This is a genomic window from Microbacterium sp. NPDC058269 (genome assembly GCF_042881445.1).
GTDB lineage: Bacteria > Actinomycetota > Actinomycetes > Actinomycetales > Microbacteriaceae > Microbacterium.
Genome location: NZ_JBHVXT010000002.1, coordinates 990,963 through 1,007,957, shown reverse-complemented (window position 1 = coordinate 1,007,957; position 16,995 = coordinate 990,963). Strand labels below are relative to the sequence as shown.

The 16,995-nt window shown below is 69.5% G+C and carries 16 protein-coding genes; 12 read left to right on the top strand and 4 right to left on the bottom strand.

Going from position 1 to position 16,995, the window contains the following annotated elements; all coding sequences use genetic code 11:
* Positions 1 to 22 precede the first annotated feature (22 nt).
* Positions 23 to 1,267, bottom strand: coding sequence for a class I SAM-dependent RNA methyltransferase (locus ACFVWL_RS13225; RefSeq protein WP_387183387.1), 1,245 nt, complete (start codon positions 1,265 to 1,267; stop codon positions 23 to 25).
* Between the two features lie 23 nt (positions 1,268 to 1,290).
* Between ACFVWL_RS13225 and ACFVWL_RS13220 the strand changes: the two genes are divergently transcribed.
* Together ACFVWL_RS13220 and ACFVWL_RS13215 are read left to right on the top strand one after the other, a co-directional pair.
* A complete protein-coding gene (locus tag ACFVWL_RS13220) occupies positions 1,291 to 1,929 on the top strand; it encodes a Maf family protein (RefSeq protein WP_387183633.1) in 639 nt (212 codons plus the stop codon).
* Between the two features lie 78 nt (positions 1,930 to 2,007).
* The gene (locus ACFVWL_RS13215; RefSeq protein ID WP_387183384.1) at positions 2,008 to 3,774 is read left to right on the top strand and encodes an acetyl/propionyl/methylcrotonyl-CoA carboxylase subunit alpha; all 1,767 of its coding nucleotides are present in this window, start codon (positions 2,008 to 2,010) and stop codon (positions 3,772 to 3,774) included.
* Positions 3,775 to 3,830: 56 nt separating this feature from the next.
* Here the strand turns inward: ACFVWL_RS13215 and ACFVWL_RS13210 are convergent, their stop codons facing one another.
* Positions 3,831 to 4,712, bottom strand: coding sequence for a hypothetical protein (locus ACFVWL_RS13210; protein WP_387183381.1), 882 nt, complete (start codon positions 4,710 to 4,712; stop codon positions 3,831 to 3,833).
* 136 nt (positions 4,713 to 4,848) lie between these two features.
* Between ACFVWL_RS13210 and ACFVWL_RS13205 the strand changes: the two genes are divergently transcribed.
* A complete protein-coding gene (locus tag ACFVWL_RS13205; RefSeq protein WP_387183630.1) occupies positions 4,849 to 5,025 on the top strand; it encodes a hypothetical protein in 177 nt (58 codons plus the stop codon).
* Between the two features lie 75 nt (positions 5,026 to 5,100).
* Here ACFVWL_RS13205 and ACFVWL_RS13200 read toward each other — a convergent pair whose 3' ends face one another.
* Positions 5,101 to 6,555, bottom strand: a complete 1,455-nt coding sequence (locus ACFVWL_RS13200; RefSeq protein WP_387183378.1) for an NAD(P)H-quinone dehydrogenase — start codon at positions 6,553 to 6,555, stop codon at positions 5,101 to 5,103.
* A gap of 48 nt (positions 6,556 to 6,603) precedes the next feature.
* On the opposite strand from ACFVWL_RS13200, the gene ACFVWL_RS13195 reads away from it, so the two are divergent.
* The 3 genes from ACFVWL_RS13195 to ACFVWL_RS13185 are packed head-to-tail and all read left to right on the top strand — an operon-like array spanning position 6,604 to position 9,370.
* Positions 6,604 to 7,437, top strand: coding sequence for a purine-nucleoside phosphorylase (locus ACFVWL_RS13195; RefSeq protein WP_387183375.1), 834 nt, complete (start codon positions 6,604 to 6,606; stop codon positions 7,435 to 7,437).
* Positions 7,434 to 9,104, top strand: coding sequence for a phospho-sugar mutase (locus ACFVWL_RS13190; RefSeq protein ID WP_387183373.1), 1,671 nt, complete (start codon positions 7,434 to 7,436; stop codon positions 9,102 to 9,104). The genes ACFVWL_RS13195 and ACFVWL_RS13190 overlap by 4 nt, the downstream gene beginning before the upstream one ends.
* A 2-nt stretch (positions 9,105 to 9,106) precedes the next feature.
* On the top strand, positions 9,107 to 9,370 hold the full coding sequence (locus ACFVWL_RS13185) for an HPr family phosphocarrier protein (protein WP_387183371.1): 264 nt from the start codon (positions 9,107 to 9,109) through the stop codon (positions 9,368 to 9,370).
* A gap of 29 nt (positions 9,371 to 9,399) precedes the next feature.
* On the opposite strand, the gene ACFVWL_RS13180 is transcribed toward ACFVWL_RS13185, so the two are convergent.
* The gene (locus tag ACFVWL_RS13180; RefSeq protein ID WP_387183368.1) at positions 9,400 to 11,322 is read right to left on the bottom strand and encodes a BglG family transcription antiterminator; all 1,923 of its coding nucleotides are present in this window, start codon (positions 11,320 to 11,322) and stop codon (positions 9,400 to 9,402) included.
* Between the two features lie 167 nt (positions 11,323 to 11,489).
* Between ACFVWL_RS13180 and ACFVWL_RS13175 the strand changes: the two genes are divergently transcribed.
* The 6 genes from ACFVWL_RS13175 to ACFVWL_RS13150 are packed head-to-tail and all read left to right on the top strand — an operon-like array spanning position 11,490 to position 16,983.
* Entirely contained in the window at positions 11,490 to 11,807 is a 318-nt protein-coding gene (locus ACFVWL_RS13175; RefSeq protein WP_387183366.1) for a PTS sugar transporter subunit IIB, read from the top strand.
* Positions 11,804 to 12,085 (top strand): HPr family phosphocarrier protein, encoded by a 282-nt coding sequence (locus ACFVWL_RS13170; RefSeq protein WP_387183365.1) that lies wholly within the window; start codon positions 11,804 to 11,806, stop codon positions 12,083 to 12,085. The genes ACFVWL_RS13175 and ACFVWL_RS13170 overlap by 4 nt, the downstream gene beginning before the upstream one ends.
* Positions 12,082 to 13,767 (top strand): phosphoenolpyruvate--protein phosphotransferase, encoded by a 1,686-nt coding sequence (gene ptsP, locus ACFVWL_RS13165; RefSeq protein WP_387183362.1) that lies wholly within the window; start codon positions 12,082 to 12,084, stop codon positions 13,765 to 13,767. The genes ACFVWL_RS13170 and ptsP overlap by 4 nt, the downstream gene beginning before the upstream one ends.
* Entirely contained in the window at positions 13,764 to 15,398 is a 1,635-nt protein-coding gene (locus ACFVWL_RS13160; protein WP_387183360.1) for a PTS mannitol transporter subunit IICB, read from the top strand. The genes ptsP and ACFVWL_RS13160 overlap by 4 nt, the downstream gene beginning before the upstream one ends.
* Complete coding sequence (locus ACFVWL_RS13155) at positions 15,395 to 15,829, top strand: PTS sugar transporter subunit IIA (RefSeq protein WP_387183358.1); 435 nt, start codon at positions 15,395 to 15,397, stop codon at positions 15,827 to 15,829. Before ACFVWL_RS13160 ends, ACFVWL_RS13155 begins: the two co-directional genes overlap by 4 nt.
* On the top strand, positions 15,826 to 16,983 hold the full coding sequence (locus ACFVWL_RS13150; RefSeq protein ID WP_387183355.1) for a mannitol-1-phosphate 5-dehydrogenase: 1,158 nt from the start codon (positions 15,826 to 15,828) through the stop codon (positions 16,981 to 16,983). The genes ACFVWL_RS13155 and ACFVWL_RS13150 overlap by 4 nt, the downstream gene beginning before the upstream one ends.
* Positions 16,984 to 16,995 lie beyond the last annotated feature (12 nt).

The window sequence follows — 16,995 nt, the reverse complement described above, 5'->3', positions numbered from 1 at the left end:
TACTCAGACAGGCCGAGGATCTTCACCGCGTGAGCAGCGCGACGACCTCGAAGTGATGCGAGTGCGGGAACAGATCGAACCCACGGAGGCGGTCGACGTTCCAGCCGAGTGTCCGGAACGTGCCGAGGTCGCGGGCGAGGGCCACGGGATCGCATGCCACGTAGGCGATGGCGTCGGGGGCGAGCGCGTGAACCGCCTCGACCACCTGACGCCCGGCACCGGCACGCGGCGGATCGAGCACGACGGCACCCGTGCGCCCGCTCTTCTGCGTCGCCAGGAATCGGTCGACGCGGGCGGTCACCGCGTTCACTTCGACGGGAGCGAGATTCGCCGACGCGTGCTGGGTGGCGCGCGCGCTGGACTCGACCGTCACGATGTCGGTCCCGCCGAGGTCGGCGAGCGTCGCGGCGAACAGCCCGACCCCTCCGTACAGGTCGAGGTGCGTCTTCTGGTCGTCGACGTGCCCGTCCAGGATTCCGTAGACGGCGGCATCGAGCACGGAGGCCGCACGCGGGTGCACCTGCCAGAATCCCGTGGAGTCGACCTCGAAGCGACGGTCGTTGACCATCTCGTGGATCACCTCGGGAGTCGGACGCTTGCGGAAGCCTCTCTGCACGCGCGGGGCGCGCTCGGTCTCCTCGCGACGGATGATGCGCACCCTGCCGTCGGCGGGCTCGACGAGTTCGATGCGCCCGGGGGCCTCGCCCTGGAGCGCGAGTGCCGCCTCGGCGATCGCGGGCCTGGCAAGCGGATGCGAGGTCACGGGGATGACGCGGTGGCTGCGCGCGGCGAACGGACCCGCCACTCCCGAATCATCCACATGCAGGGTGACGCGCGTGCGCCATCCGAGGCCGTCGCCCGACTCCACGGACTCGATCTCGGGAGCGTCGAGCCCGCTGCCGGCGAACCGGTCGAGCGCTTCGGTCAACACACGGCGCTTGAGGTCGCGCTGGTGCTCGAGCTCGATGTGGCCGAGGTCGGCGCCGCCGGGGCGGTCTGCGGGATCGCGCGACACGTCGGCCTCCGACCACACATGCGGCCGGCGGTGCTCAGACGCCTCGAGCACTTCGATCGTCTCGGCCCTCCAGAAGCTGCGCGTCTCGGCGTCGGCGCCCTCCTGCGGGGCGATGACTCGGGCACGCACGCGCTCTCCGGGGATCGCATCGGAGACGAAGACCACGCGTCCCTCGTGGCGGGCGATGAAGGTGCCCCCGTGCGCGATGCCGGTGATGTCGAGTTCGAGCACGTCGGCTGGGGAGGAAGTCATCCTTCGAGGATACGGTGGTGAACATGCGCGTCTGCCTCGCCTCCACCTCCCCCGCCCGACTCATGCTGCTCCGGCAGGCGGGCATCGAACCCCTCACGGTGTCGCCGGACGTCGATGAGGACGCGGTCGCCGCCGCTGTCGCGGAGAAGCGCGGTAGACCGCTGACACCCGACGAACTGGTGCTGCTGCTCGCCCGCGCGAAGGCGTCAGCGGTCGCGCGGAGCCTCGCCGAGGAGGGGACCTTCGACGGCCTGGTGATCGGTGGCGACTCGATGTTCGCGCTCGGCGAGCGGGTCTACGGCAAGCCCTACACACCGGAGGAGGCGACCAGACGCTGGCAGGAGATGCGTGGCGCGACCGGCATCCTGCACTCCGGGCACTCCGTGTTCCGTGTCATCCCCGGCGCCGAGCCGACGGAGGCCACCGCCGTCGCCGAAGCCGCCGTGACGTTCGCTGACGACGTGACCGACGCGGAGATCGCTGCGTACGTCGCCTCAGGAGAGCCGTTGCACGTGGCGGGAGCCTTCACCGTCGACAGTCTGGGCAGCGCGTTCATCACGCGGGTGGAGGGCGATCCCTCGACGGTCGTCGGCATGTCCCTGTCGACCGTTCGCCGCCTCGCCGCCGAGCTCGGTGTCCGGTGGACCGACCTCTGGTCGTAGACTCCCCTCCACGTTTTCCCGACTTTCTTGTGGGGAGTCGTCAAAGGGATCGGGGTCGTTCTCGCTAGGCTGGCAAGCATGCCTGCTATCGCCAAGGTGCTCATCGCCAACCGCGGCGAGATCGCCGTCCGCATCATCCGCGCCGCCCGGGACTCCGGGATCGCCTCGGTCGCCGTCTACGCCGACCAGGATCGCGACGCTCTGCACGTCCGCCTCGCCGACGAGGCCTACGCTCTCGGCGGCTCGACGAGCGCCGAGACCTACCTCCAGATCGAGAAGATCCTCTCCATCGCCCGCCGCGCCGGTGCCGATGCCGTGCACCCCGGGTACGGTTTCCTCGCCGAGAACGCCGAGTTCGCTCGCGCCATCATCGGTGCGGGGATGACCTGGATCGGCCCGTCGCCCGAGGCCATCGAGGCGCTCGGAGACAAGGTGACCGCGCGTCACGTGGCGGAGAAGGTCGGCGCACCGCTCGCCCCCGGCACTCCCGGTCCCGTGGAAGGCGCCGACGAGGTCATCGCCTTCGCGAAGGAGTTCGGTCTGCCGATCGCCATCAAGGCGGCCTACGGGGGTGGCGGACGCGGCCTCAAGGTGGCGCGTGAGCTCGACGAGGTCGCCGAGCTGTTCGAATCCGCCACCCGCGAGGCCGTCGCCGCCTTCGGCCGCGGCGAGTGCTTCGTCGAGAAGTACCTCGACAAGCCGCGTCACGTCGAAACGCAGTGCCTGGCCGACGCCGAGGGCAATGTCGTCGTCATCTCGACGCGCGACTGCTCACTGCAGCGCCGCCACCAGAAGCTCGTGGAAGAGGCGCCGGCTCCGTTCCTCACGGGCGAGCAGAACGACCTCCTCTACTCGGCGTCGAAGGCCATCCTCAAGGAGGTCGGCTACGTCGGCGCCGGCACGTGCGAGTTCCTCATCGGGGCCGACGGCACGGTGTCCTTCCTCGAGGTGAACACTCGCCTGCAGGTCGAGCACCCGGTCTCCGAAGAGGTCACCGGTATCGACCTGGTGCGCGAGCAGTTCCGCATCGCGGCCGGCGGCACCATCGACTACAACGACCCCCAGCCCCAGGGGCACTCGATCGAGTTCCGCATCAACGGCGAGGACCCCGGTCGCGGATTCCTGCCGCAGCCCGGCCCCATCCACGTCTTCAAGACCTTCGGCGGCCCCGGCATCCGTCTCGACTCCGGTGTCACCGCCGGCGACGCGGTCTCGGGTGCGTTCGACTCGCTTCTGGCGAAGATCATCGTGACGGGCAAAGACAGGGCGGAAGCGCTGGAGCGCTCGCGCCGCGCGCTCGACGAGTTCGAGGTCGCGGGCCTCCCCACGGTCATCCCGTTCCACCGCAAGGTCGTGCGCGATCCCGCGTTCACCGCGGAGAACGGCGAGTTCGGCGTCTTCACGCGCTGGATCGAGACGGAGTTCGTCAACGACATCCCTGCGTGGGACGGCGAGCTCGAGGCGCCGACGCCTGCGGAATCGCGTCACACGGTCGTCGTCGAGGTCTCGGGAAAGCGTCTCGAGGTGAGTCTGCCCGATCGCGTCGCGGTCGCGGCCGGCACCGCCGGACGCCCTGCCGCCGTCCCGCCGTCGCGTCGCAGCCACGCCACCACCGCGAACGCCGGAGCATCGGGCGACGCCGTCAAGTCGCCGATGCAGGCGACCGTCGTCAAGATCGCCGTCGCCGACGGACAGCAGGTGGTCAAGGGAGACCTGGTCGTCGTGCTCGAGGCCATGAAGATGGAGCAGCCGCTGCAGGCGCACAAGGACGGCGTGGTCGGCAACATCAACGCGGACGCCGGCGCCACGGTCTCCGCCGGGCACCAGCTGCTCACGATCAGCTGACCGCAGAGAATCATGACGAAGGCCCTCGCGTCGACGTGGGGGCCTTCGTCATTCCTTCAGTCCGCAGGGGCAGACGCGCACCACTCGTCGAAGAGTCGCTGCCCAGTGAATGTGCCGAGGGTGGCGCGTGCCGCCGGCGAATCGTGGAACTCACGCAGCGCGGACCAGACGACCTGCGGGTGCGTCTTCAGCATCGCCGGGGCCACGGTAACCGTGGCGGGAACACGCATCCCGTCGGATGCGGTCGCGCGACTCGGATCCACGCGGAGTCTGATGAGCGGGAGTTCGTCCATGCCGCGTCGGGGCTCGGTCGTGTCCGGCTCCACGCGGCGGATCGCGCTCCACGGCACGTACAGGGTCTCGGTGACACGCATCAGGAGCACCCCGTCGTGGCCTATGCCCAGCCCCATCGGTCGACGGCCGAAGGAGTCGGACCGATATTGCGTGATGGCCGCGCGCACGGCCGTGTAGACGAACAGGACGGCGGCCGCCGCGAGCACCGCGACTCCGAGAAAGGCCTCGGGCCGGCCGGTCAGCCCGATCCCGATCGCGACGATCGTCGCGGTCGTGAGCACGATGCCCCATACGACGCATAGCGCCAGGGTGACGACGCCCGGCCGCCGCTCCGGCACGAAGTGCACGCGTGCATCTGGGCTTCCGATCCGCCCGCGCGTCAGCGTCGCCGCGTCGACCAGACGCGCGCGCCCCTCGATGAAAGGTCTGCGGGCAGCGACCGCCAGGGCCGTGAGACCGAACAGCGCGACGAACGCACCCGACCACAGCGGGCCGGCGGCACCACCTGAGAATCCGATCATGGCGGCCGCTGCCGCGAAAAGGACGACACCGAGCCAGAGCATGCCGGTGTTACGTCGGGGTCGACGTTCACCCCATTTCGCCGGCCATCCCTGCAACCGTGGCGAGGCGAACGAATCCGTCACAGCATCCCTTTCTCGACGAGGAGCGGTGGTTCAGCGACAGCAGGCGGCATGGCCGCCATTATCGCAGCGCGTTCGAAGGAGGCCGATCGCCGGACCACCACCGAGGAAGGATCGCATGTAGGCTGCGGCGGACGCGCTGTCCTGGCAGTGGTCAGGAGAGGCGCAGGTCGCCTATCGTGTGGCGCAGCGTGAATGGCACCAGTCGATGCGCGAGATGACGGCGATCGCACATGCGCTGTCCGCGATCGCCCATCGGGGCAACAGCAGCTTCCGTGCACAGGATCGCCGCGACGCGGCTGTCTGGGCGCGCTAAGAAGAGCAATCCGACTCGCGCCGGTACCGTCATCGCAGACGACGCTACCGGCCGCGGTCCGACCGTCCCGGCGAGCTACGAGATGTTCGCATTGACGAGGTGCATCGCCCTGCTCGCATCGGTGATGCTGCTGGACAGCGAGGGGTACGCCGCGAAGACCCGGGAGACCTGGTCGACCGTGAGACGGCGCTCGACGGCGACCGCGATCGGGTAGATCAGCTCCGAAGCCTTGGGAGCGACGATCACGCCGCCGATAACCGTGCCCGACCCCTTGCGCGCGATGAGCTTGACGAAGCCGTCCTTGATGCCCATCATCTTCGCGCGCGGGTTCGCCGCGAGCGGGAGCTTGTAGACCAGGCCGTCGGCTACGCCGTCCTCGACGTCCTTCTCGGAGTAGCCGACCGTCGCGATCTCGGGAGCGGTGAAGATGTTCGAGGTGATCTTGATGAGCTCGAGCGGGATGACGATGTCGCCCAGGGCGTGGAACACGGCAGTGCGGCCCTGCATCGAGGCGACGGAGGCCAGCGGGAAGAAGTTCGTGCAGTCGCCGACGGCGTAGACGTTGGGGACCGAGGTGCGCGCGACGCGGTTCACACGGACGTGCCCCGACTCGTCGAGCTCGACGCCGGCCTCCTCCAGACCGATGCCGGCGGTGTTCGGGATCGACCCGACCGCCATGAGGCAGTGGCTGCCGTCGACGGTGCGCCCGTCGGACAGCGTGACCGTGACGCCCTCGTCGGTGACCTCGACCCGGTCGGCGCGGGACTTGGAGAGCACCTGCATCCCCCCGCGCTTGAACACCTTCTCGAGAACGGCTGCGGCATCCTTGTCCTCGCCGGGGAGCACCTGCTCGCGGCTCGAGACGAGCGTGACCTTCGCCCCCAGGTTCATGTAGGCGGAGGCGAACTCCGCACCCGTGACACCGGATCCGACCACGATGAGGTGCTCGGGGAGCGCCTTCATGTCGTACAACTGTGTCCAGGTCAGGATGCGCTTGCCGTCGGGCTTGGCCGAGTCCAGCTCACGCGGCGAGGCGCCGACGGCCACGATGATGGTGTCGGCCTCGACCCGGTCGAAGTCGGTCCCGCCTTGACCCGTCGACACGATGATCGCGGTGGGCCCCTCGAGGCGGCCGTGACCGGACAGGATGCGCACGCCCGCTTCGAGGAGCGTCGCCCGCATGTCCTCGGACTGCTGACCGGCGAGCGAGAGGAGCCGCTTGTTCACGGCGGCGAGGTTGATCGCGATCTCGGGCTTGAGGGGCCTGGAGTGGTCGCCCTTGGCGTAGAAGTTCACCCCGAGGTCGCTCGCCTCGGAGATGGCGACGGCCGCGTCGGCGGTGGCGATCAGGCTCTTCGAGGGCACGACGTCGGTGAGGACGGCGGATCCGCCGACTCCCACACGCTCGACCAGGGTGACCTCGGCCCCCAACTGGGCTGCCGCGAGGGCCGCCTCGTAGCCGCCGGGACCGCCGCCGAGGACGGCGACGCGCTGAGTGCGCTCGAAAGTGGTGGAAGACATGGAATCCATTCTCGCGCAATCCTGGCACCCGAGCCTGCACCTTCCTAGAGTGGATCCATGCCCGAAACGCACAGCAACCCCCTCGACGACCCGACCGCGAACCCGTTCGAGGTCGCCGCGCAGGCCGCAGCCGACATCGCACGTCTGACCGGTGTCGAGAAGCACGACATCGCCCTCACCCTCGGCAGCGGCTGGGGCAAGGCCGCCGACATCATCGGCGAGACCGTCGCGACGATCCCCGCGACCGAGGTCACCGGCTTCTCCAAGCCCGCGCTCGAAGGCCACGTCGGCACCCTGCGCAGCATCCGCACCCCCGACGGCAAGAACGTCCTCGTGATCGGCGCGCGCACCCATTACTACGAGGCCCACGGGGTGCGTCGCGTGGTGCACAGCGTCCGCACCGCCGCCGCGACCGGTGCCGAGATCATGGTGCTGACCAACGGGGCCGGTGGCATCCGCGAGACGTGGACGCCCGGTCAGCCCGTGCTCATCAGTGACCACATCAACCTCACCGCAGACTCGCCGCTCGAGGGCGCCACGTTCGTCGACCTCACGGACCTCTATTCGAAGCGCCTGCGCGACATCGCCCGCACCGTCGACCCGACACTCGACGAGGGCGTCTACACGCAGTTCCGTGGCCCGCACTACGAGACCCCGGCGGAGGTGCAGATGGCCAAGCACATCGGCGGCCACATCGTCGGCATGTCGACCGCGCTCGAGGCGATCGCCGCCCGCGAGGCCGGCATGGAGATCCTCGGCTTCTCCCTGATCACCAACCTCGCCGCGGGCATCCAGCAGACCCCGCTCAGCCACGCCGAGGTGATCGAAGCCGGACGTGAGGCCGAGCCGGTGATCTCCGCGCTCCTGGCCAAGGTGGTCGAGGCCCTGTGAGCGAAGAGCGGCTCGCCCAGGCCCGTGACTGGCTGCGACAGGACCCGGATCACGAGACCCGCGACGAGCTGGCCGGTGTGATCACCCGTGCAGCCGCCGGCGAACACGAGGCCATCGCCGACCTCGACGATCGGTTCCGCACGCGCCTGGCCTTCGGAACCGCGGGGCTTCGCGGCGAACTCGGTGCCGGCAGCAACCGGATGAACCGGGTACTGGTCGCCCAGGCTGCCGCGGGCTTCGCCGCCTACCTGCGCGAGAAGTCCGACGGCGGCACCCCGACCGTCGTGATCGGCTACGACGGACGCCGCAAATCCCGCGTGTTCGCGACGGATTCCGCCGAGCTGTTCGCGGGCGCGGGCCTGCGTGCGATCTTGCTCCCCCGCCTGCTGCCGACGCCCGTCCTCGCCTTCGCCGTGCGCCACTTCGGAGCAGACGCCGGCGTGATGGTGACCGCGAGCCACAACCCGCCCAACGACAACGGCTACAAGGTGTACCTCGGCGGCACCGACCAGGGATCGCAGATCGTCGCCCCGGCGGATGCCGAGATCGCCGCACACATCCAGCGCACGGCCGACGCGGGTTCCATCGCCACGCTGCCGCGCTCGACGGAGTACGAGACGGCCGGCGAGGAGGTCGTCGAGGCCTACATCGCCGCGACCGTCGCCGTGGCCCCCGCTCCGGCGGGCACGACCGGGATGCGGTGGGTCTACACCGCGATGCACGGTGTCGGATGGGAGACGCTGTCCCGCATCGTGAAGGATGCCGGATACCCGCAGCCGTTCGTCGTCGACGAGCAGCTCACCCCGGACGCCACGTTCCGCACCGTGTCGTTCCCGAACCCGGAGGAACCGGGCGCGATGGATCTCGCCTTCGCGAGAGCCCGCCGGGTCAAGGCGGACTTCATCCTGGCCAACGACCCTGACGCGGATCGTCTGGCCGTCGCCGTTCCCGACCCTGCGGCAGCGGACGGCTGGCGCCGCCTCACCGGTAACGAGGTCGGCCTCCTGCTCGGCGCGAGGGCTGCCCGCGCCGCGGAAGGCACGCCGGGAGCCTCGCTCGCATGCTCCCTCGTCTCCTCCCCCGGCCTCGGCGCGATCGCCGCCCACCACGGACTGGACTTCCACGAGACGCTCACCGGCTTCAAGTGGATCTCCCGCGCCCCGGGCATCGTCTTCGGCTTCGAGGAGGCCTTGGGCTACCTCGTGAACCCGGAGACGGTGCGCGACAAAGACGGCGTCTCGGCGGCCGTGGCCGTCCTCGGCCTCGCCGCAGAGGCGCGTGATCGCGGAGCCACACTCGTCGATCTGCTCGACGAGCTCGGCGAGACCTACGGACACTTCGCCAGTGGCCAGGTGTCGGTGCGGGTCGAAGACCTCGCGGTCATCGGCAACGTGATGCTCGCCCTGCGCACGCTACCGCCGACGCACATCGCCGGACGCACGATCGCCTCGGCCGAGGATCTGCTGCAGGCAGCACCGGGTCAGCCGTCCGGCGATGTACTGCGCTACCGGCTCGGCGACGGGTCGCGCGTGATCGTGCGCCCCAGCGGCACTGAACCGAAGCTCAAGGTCTACATCGACGCTCGCGCCGAGTCGGCCGCGAGCGCGCGTGCGGCCGTCGCTGAGCTCGAAGCAGGAGTCCGCGCCCTGCTCGACGAACGCTCCTGAGCATGCCGGTCCGACGCCTCATCGTCAGCGCGCACAACGGCGTGCACGCGCGACCGGTGGCAGAGCTCGTGCGACTCGCGCAGTCCCACGGCGCTCCGGTGACCCTTCGCACGGCCGACGGCACGATCGTCGACCTGACCAGTGTGCTGGCAGTCATGGACCTCGGCATCGCCTCCGGGGATTCCGTCGTGATCGAGACCGCGCCCTCCGCGTCGGCGGAGGCCGTTCTCGACCAGCTGGCGGAGGTTCTCGCACCTCGAGGGTGACCGCCGCCACCCGCGGGTGACCGCCGCCGTCAGCCGTCGATCACGGCGACGAGCTCGTCGAGGAACGCTTCGAAGGTCGTGCCCTTGCGGACGATGCGCTGCACGCTCTCACGTTCGCTGAACACCTCGACCAGCTGCTCGAACACGGTCTGGAAGGCCGCACGATCACTCTCGCTGAACGCGGCGAGCGCGACGACCTGCACGCGTCCCCCGCCCCAGGCTGCCGAGCCGTCCGCGACGCCTATGGCGATCGCGGTGCGGCTGGCCGTCATCTGAAGCGCGTGCGGCACCGCGAGGGCATCGGTGAAGGCGGTCGACGACATCCGCTCCCGCACGATGGTGTTCTCGACGTAGTCCTCGCCGATCAGCCCTGCCTGCACCAGCAGCCCGCCGAGGCGTCGGATGATCGCTTCCTCCCCCTCGTCCGGCAACGGGAAGACATAGGCATCGGCGAGGAAGTAGCGTGCGAGCTCGCCGCGGAGGCGGGTGAGCCGTCGGCCCCGGCGTACCCGGGCGGCCGCCTGCTGGATGCGGTCGACGTCGGCGTCGGTCAGGAACGGCTGGATGCGCACGAAGCGGTCGCCGGACGATCCCGGCTCGATCGTGCTGAGCACGAGGTCGGTGTCGAACGATGCCCAGTCGGGGTCGACATTGGTGACGACGGTCGTGACCTCGATCGCAGAGCCGAGCGAACGATCGACGCTGGAGCGGAGCAGCTCATGCAGCTCGTGATAGCCCGGGCAGACGATCATGGCGGTGAGGATCGACTCGGCCTTGCGGCTGCGTTCGAGGCGTCCGCCCACGTGCATGGCGATGTAGGCGATCTCGTCATCGTGGATGGGCGTGCCCACACGGTCGTGCAGGCCGCTCGCGATCGAGACGGCCACCTCGAAGATCATCGGGTAGGTCGTCTTCAGCGACCGGGTGAGCGGATTGCGGGTGAGGCCGCTCTCCTCGGCCCGACGCAGCAGGTTCTGCACGTGCAGGGCGAGCCGCAGGACGAAGGTCTCATCGACGAGGTCCACCTGGAAGTCCTCGGCGGCTCGGGCGATCTCCGCTCGCACCGCGGCCTCGACCATCGGGTCCACTCCGCTGCGGGCGACCTCGCGTGTGGCGGCCTCCCCCGGGGCGACGATGCGCGTGAGCACGAGGGACGCGAGATGGTCGCTGTCTCCCTCTCCCAGGACCACGGAGAAGTGCTCGGATGCAAGGCGGGCGATGACCGTCCCGACACGCGGGATCTCCTCACGAGTGCCTGCCGTGGCCGACTCGAGGGTGTGTCCGGCGGCGACCCGCTCCGCCGCGATCGCGATGTGCAGCAGCACGTCGGAGATCGCGAGCTCGTTCACGTAGTAGCCGAGTTCGCCGAGCTCGCGCACCAGCGAGGACTTGAAGGGTCCCACCGCGCTGGCGGCGACCGCGGAACCGGAGAGCGCCCGGCGGAACGTCTCCGGGTGGAATGACGCATCGTCCATCTCGTCGTGGGCGAGCCTGCTGAGCAGGCGACGTTGCGCCGTCTCGTTGCCACGCAGTCGGACGTTCTCCCGCTCGCGCTCGAGCAGAAGGTCGGTGCCGTCGAGCAGACCGCGGACGCGCACCAGATCCGCCTCGAGCGTCGCCTCGCTGACATGCAGCTCCTCGGCGGTGTCGAACACGTCGATCCCCCTCGGCTCGTCGAGCAGGAGTCGCACCAGCGTGTGCAGACGGTCACGGGGGGCGGACTCTCCCGTCTGACGCATCCGCAGCGCACCGCGGGCGCCGGAGCCGGCGCGATAGCCGGCGGGCCCCGACTCGATCACCGCGGCCCCTGGCGTGCGAGCGTTCAGCGCCGCGACATAGGAGCGGATGCTGCGCGGGGTGACCCCCATCAGGTCGGCGAGACTCGACGCCGTCGCCCAGCCCTCCTGGCGGAGCAGTGCCGCGAGGAGCTGGTCCTGACGCTGACGCGACATGATCCTCCCCTTCCCGCGTGCTGACTGCACCGTCTCGACGTGTTCTCCATGATGTCAGGTGGCCGGCGCGCTCGGGCGGAAGGAGCTGTTCCGCAGGGGCGGAAAGGAACGTGTTGGCGCCGGCCCCTCGAGCTTTCCCAGACTGTTCTCAGGAAGGGTGGGCATCGATGAGGATTCTCGTGGTGTGCGGTGCGGGCGCATCGAGCACGTTCGTCGCACAACGGCTCCGCCGAGCGGCAGCCGCAGCCGGTCTCGATTGGGACGCGGCGGCCGGCATGGAGAGCTCCGTCGCCGATTCCGATCCCGACCTCGTCCTCGTCGGCCCGCACCTGAGCGACCGCCTCGATGCCATCCGCGACAGCGCGAGCGTCCCGGTCGCCGTCCTCCCGGACGATGTCTTCGCCGACCGCGACGGCTCACGCACACTCGTCTTCGCCCGCTCGATCCTCGCCGCCGTCGGCGAAACCCCGAAAGGAACACCATGACCGCCACCCGCACCGTCCGGATCGGCTCCTCCCACGGGCTGCACGCCCGCCCCGCGAAGCTCTTCGCACAGGCGGCGAAGGACTCCGGCATCGCTGTGACGATCGCCAAGGACTCGGGCAAGCCGGTCAACGCGGCCAGCATCCTCGGGGTCATCGCCCTCGCGATCGAACACGGCGACTACGTGACCCTCACGGCCGACGGAGACGGAGCGGAGAACGTGCTCGACACGCTCACCGAGCTCCTCACCACCGATCACGACCAGGACTCCGCCGGATGAGCGAGCTTCGTGGGGTGGGGATCGGTCTCGGGGTCGCCCAGGGACCGATCGTCCGCATGGCCGAAGCGTTGCCCGCTCCGGAGAACACACCCAGCACCGCGGGTGCGGAAGCCGAGCGTTCGAGGGTCCGAGACGCCGTCTCGATCGTCGCGAACGAGCTGAACGCCCGAGGTGAGGCCGCGGGAGGATCCGCACAGGAGGTCCTCGAAGCGCAGGCGATGATCGCCGAGGACCCGACGCTCCAGGACGAGGTCGACACCCGGATCGACGCCGGAGCAACGGCGGAATGGGCCGTGCACGACGCCTTCGCCGGGTTCCGCGCCACGCTGGAGGCCGTCGGCGGCTACCTCGGCGAGCGCGCGGCCGACCTCGACGACATCGCACAGCGAGTGCTCGCCCGTCTTCGGGGGGTCGAAGCCCCCGGCGTTCCGAACCCGGGCCACCCGTTCGTCCTGGTCGCACGCGACCTCGCCCCCGCCGACACGGCACTCCTCGACCTCGACCAGGTGCTCGCGCTCATCACCACGGACGGCGGTCCCACATCCCACACCGCGATCCTCGCCAGGGAGAAGGGCATCGTCGCGATCGTCGGAGTCGCCGACGGAGACATGCTCACCACGGGCGAGACCGTGATCGTCGATGCTGCGAGCGGCGTCGTCACACGCGAACCGACGGACGACGAGAAGGCCCGTGCCACGGAGCGCGCGGCCGCTCGTCAGTCGGCGGACTCCGCCCCACCGACCCCCGGCGCCCTCGCCGACGGCACGCCTGTCGCGCTGCTCACGAATCTGGGGAAGCCCGCAGACGCGGCCGATGCGGTCGTTCGGGGGGCCGAGGGCGTCGGGCTGTTCCGCACCGAGTTCCTGTTCCTCTCCTCCGCTCAGGCGCCGACGATCGCACAGCAGCGCGAGTCGTACCGCGAGCTCCTGGCGGCGTTCCCCGGCAAGAAGGTCGTGGTCCGGATGCTGGATGCCGGCGCTGATAAGCCGCTGGCCTTCCTCAACGACGCGCACGAGGAGAATCCGGCGCTCGGGCTCAGGGGTCTGCGGGCCCTCCGTGCGAGCGAGGACATCCTGCGCGAACAGCTCACCGCGCTCGCGGAAGCCGACGCTGCGACCGAGGCCGACCTCTGGGTGATGGCCCCCATGGTCGCGACGGTCGAGGAGACGATCTACTTCACGGGCCTCGCCCGAGAATACGGACTGAAGACCGCCGGCGTCATGGTGGAGATCCCGGCGAGCGCGCTGCTCGCCGACCGCGTGCTCGCACACGCCGACTTCGCCTCGATCGGCACCAACGACCTCACGCAGTACACGATGGCCGCCGACCGCATGCTCGGCTCCGTCGCCGGCTTCCAGGACCCCTGGCACCCTGCCGTCCTCCGCCTCGTGAGCGAGGTCGGCGATGCGGGTGCCCGTCTCGGCAAGCCTGTCGGCATCTGCGGCGAGGCTGCGGCCGATCCGCTGCTCGCCGTGGTCCTGGTCGGACTCGGCGCCACCAGCCTCTCGATGGCGCCGTCGGCCCTCGCCGATGTGAGACACGCGCTGTCCGAGCGCACCCCGTCCGAGGCGCGGAGCCTCGCCCAGGCCGCCCTGGCTGCCGACGACGCCTCCTCCGCCCGAACCGCCGTGGCGACTCTCGCCGCGGAACTCCCCCTCCACAAGAAAGAGACGACATCATGACGACGACGTCACCTGCCGCCACCAAACCTGGCGGCCTCCGCGTAGGAGTGCAGCGCTTCGGCACATTCCTCTCAGGCATGATCATGCCCAACATCGCGGCCTTCATCGCCTGGGGCTTCATCACGATGCTCTTCATCCCCAAGGGGTTCTTCGGTGCCGAGAGCCCGTTCGGCTGGCACTGGGCCGGCGTGTCCGAGATCCTCGGCGGCGGCGGCGACTCCGTCATCCTCGGCTGGCAGGGAGCCATGACGACGGTGGCCGAGGGCGCCGACGGCAACATCCTCGCCTATGTCGGCCTCGTCGGCCCGATGGTCACGTACCTGCTGCCGCTGCTGATCGCCAACACCGCCGGCCGCATGGTCTACGGCGAGCGCGGCGGTGTGGTCGCCTCCATCGCCACGGTCGGTGTGATCGTCGGCACGAACATCCCGATGTTCCTCGGCGCCATGATCATGGGGCCGATCGCCGCCTGGATCATGAAGCAGGTCGACCGGATCTGGGAGGGCAAGATCCGCCCCGGCTTCGAGATGCTGGTCAACAACTTCTCCGCCGGCATCCTCGGCATGATCCTCGCGATCGTCGGCTTCTTCGTGTTCGGACCCGTGATGCTCGGCATCAGTGCGGTGCTCGGTACGGCCGTCGACTGGCTCGTCTCGCTGAACCTGCTGCCGCTCGTGTCGATCATCGTCGAGCCGGCCAAGGTGCTGTTCCTCAACAACGCCATCAACCACGGTGTGTTCACGCCGCTCGGCATCGAGCAGGCCGCAGAGACCGGCAAGTCGATCCTGTTCCTCATCGAGGCGAACCCCGGCCCGGGCCTCGGGTTGCTGCTCGCCTTCACGTTCTTCGGCGTCGGCGCCGCGAAGGCCTCCGCACCGGGTGCGGCGATCATCCAGTTCTTCGGCGGCATCCACGAGATCTACTTCCCGTATGCGCTGAGCAAGCCGACCACGATTCTCGCGCTCATCGCTGGTGGCGCGGCCGGAGTCACCACGAACATGGTCCTCGGCGGCGGTCTGGCATTCCCGGCTGCACCGGGGAGCATCATCGCCGTGACCGCGGCTGCCATCGGACCGGGCGTCGGCAACCTGCTGGTCGTATACCTGTCGGTCATCATCGCCGCCACGGTCACCTTCCTCATCACCGGTGTGATCCTTCGGGCATCGCGCAAGCGTGATCTCGAGGCCGAAGGCGACACCTTCGGCGCCGCGATCGCGCAGACCGAGGCGAACAAGGGCAAGTCGTCCGCTGCCATGGACTCGCTGCGCACGTCGACCGCGACCACGGCCCCCGAGGCCGCCGCCGCCGCGAGCACGACTGCACTCGTCGCCGCACCGATCGAGCGCATCGTGTTCGCCTGCGACGCCGGCATGGGTTCTTCCGCCATGGGCGCCAGCGTGCTGCGCAACAAGCTCAAGAAGGCCGGCATCGAGGACATCACGGTCACCAACCAGGCGATCGCGAACCTCGACGGAACAGCCGACGTGGTGATCACGCAGCAGCAGCTCACCGAGCGCGCCGAGGCGAAGTCGCCGAACTCGGTCCACGTGTCGGTCGACAACTTCATGAACTCGCCCAAGTACGAAGAGGTCGTCGAGATGGTGCGTGAACAGCGAAAGGAAAACGAATGAGCGTTCTCACCCCCGAACAGGTCCGCATCCATCCCGGAGGAGCTTCACGGGACGAGGCTCTCCAGGAGGCGACCGACATCCTGGTCGCCGCCGGAGCCGTCACCCCGGCCTATGTCGACGCGATGCGCCAGCGCGAGGAGACGGTCTCGACCTTCATGGGCAACGGGCTGGCGATCCCTCACGGCACCAACGATGCGAAGGACACGATCCTCGCTTCCGCCCTGTCCGTCGTCCGTTATGACGGCGGTGTCGACTGGTCCGGCGACCCTGCGACGTTCGTGATCGGCATCGCCGGAGTGGGCGACGAGCACCTGGAGATCCTCTCCCGGATCGCGATCCTGTTCTCCGAGGAGGACGACGTGGCCCGGCTGTCCGCAGCGAAGACCGCGGAGGAGCTCTACGCCCTCCTCTCGGAGGTGAACGAGGGATGAAGGCGGTCCACTTCGGGGCGGGTAACATCGGACGCGGATTCGTCGGTCTGCTGCTGCGCGAGGGCGGGTACGAGGTCGTGTTCTCGGACGTCGCCGACGCGCTGGTCGATGCGATCAACGCGGTCGACTCGTACACCGTGCACGAGGCCGGCCCCGGAGGGACCGATCACGTCGTCACCGGTTTCCGTGCGGTGAACAGCCGCAGGGATCCGGCCGTGGTGGCGGAAGAAGTCGCATCAGCCGACGTCGTCACGACCGCGGTCGGCCCGACGGTGCTGCGGTTCGTGGCACCGTCGATCGTCGCGGGACTCGCTCTGCGCTCCCCCACCGCCGCGCCGCTTCAGGTGATGGCGTGCGAGAACGCGATCGGCGCCACCGATCTGCTGCGCCGCGAGATCATCGCGGCCGCGGGTCCGGATGCCGAGACGCTACTGGCGCGAGCGGTCTTCGCGAACACCGCGGTGGACCGCATCGTCCCGGCGCAGCCGGAGGGTTCCGGCGTCGACGTGACGGTCGAGCCCTACTTCGAGTGGGCGATCGAGTCGGGGCCCTTCGGCGGCCACCTGCCGAACATCCCCGGCGCGCACTTCGTCGACGAGCTGGCCCCGTACATCGAGCGCAAGCTCTTCACGGTGAACACGGGCCACGCCGCCACCGCATACTTCGGTGCCCGCGCGGGCATCGAGCGCATCTCGGACGCCCTCGCCGACCCCGCCATCGCGGCGAGCGTCTCGGCGGCGCTCGAGGAGACATCGGCCGTTCTGGTCGCCGAGCACGGCCTGGATCCTGACGGCCTCGCGACCTACCGCGCGACGATCCTCGACCGGTTCCGCAATCCCGCGCTCATCGACACCGTGCAGCGGGTCGGACGCCAGCCGCTGCGCAAGATCTCACGGCACGAACGCTTCGTGGGGCCGGCCGCCATGGCCGCAGAGCGCGGGCTGCCCAGCGAGGCCCTGGTCGCCGCTGTCTCGGCCGCACTCGAGTTCGACGATCCCGCGGACGAGCAGTCGGTCGAACTGCAGCAACTGCTGCGCACGGAGGATCCTTCCGGGTTCACCACGCGCGCGACCGGTCTCGATCCCGAGCACCCGCTGTTCCCGCTGATCCGGGATGCCGTCGCCGCTCGGCAGCAAGACATCGCAGCCGCCTGACGCGTCACTGAT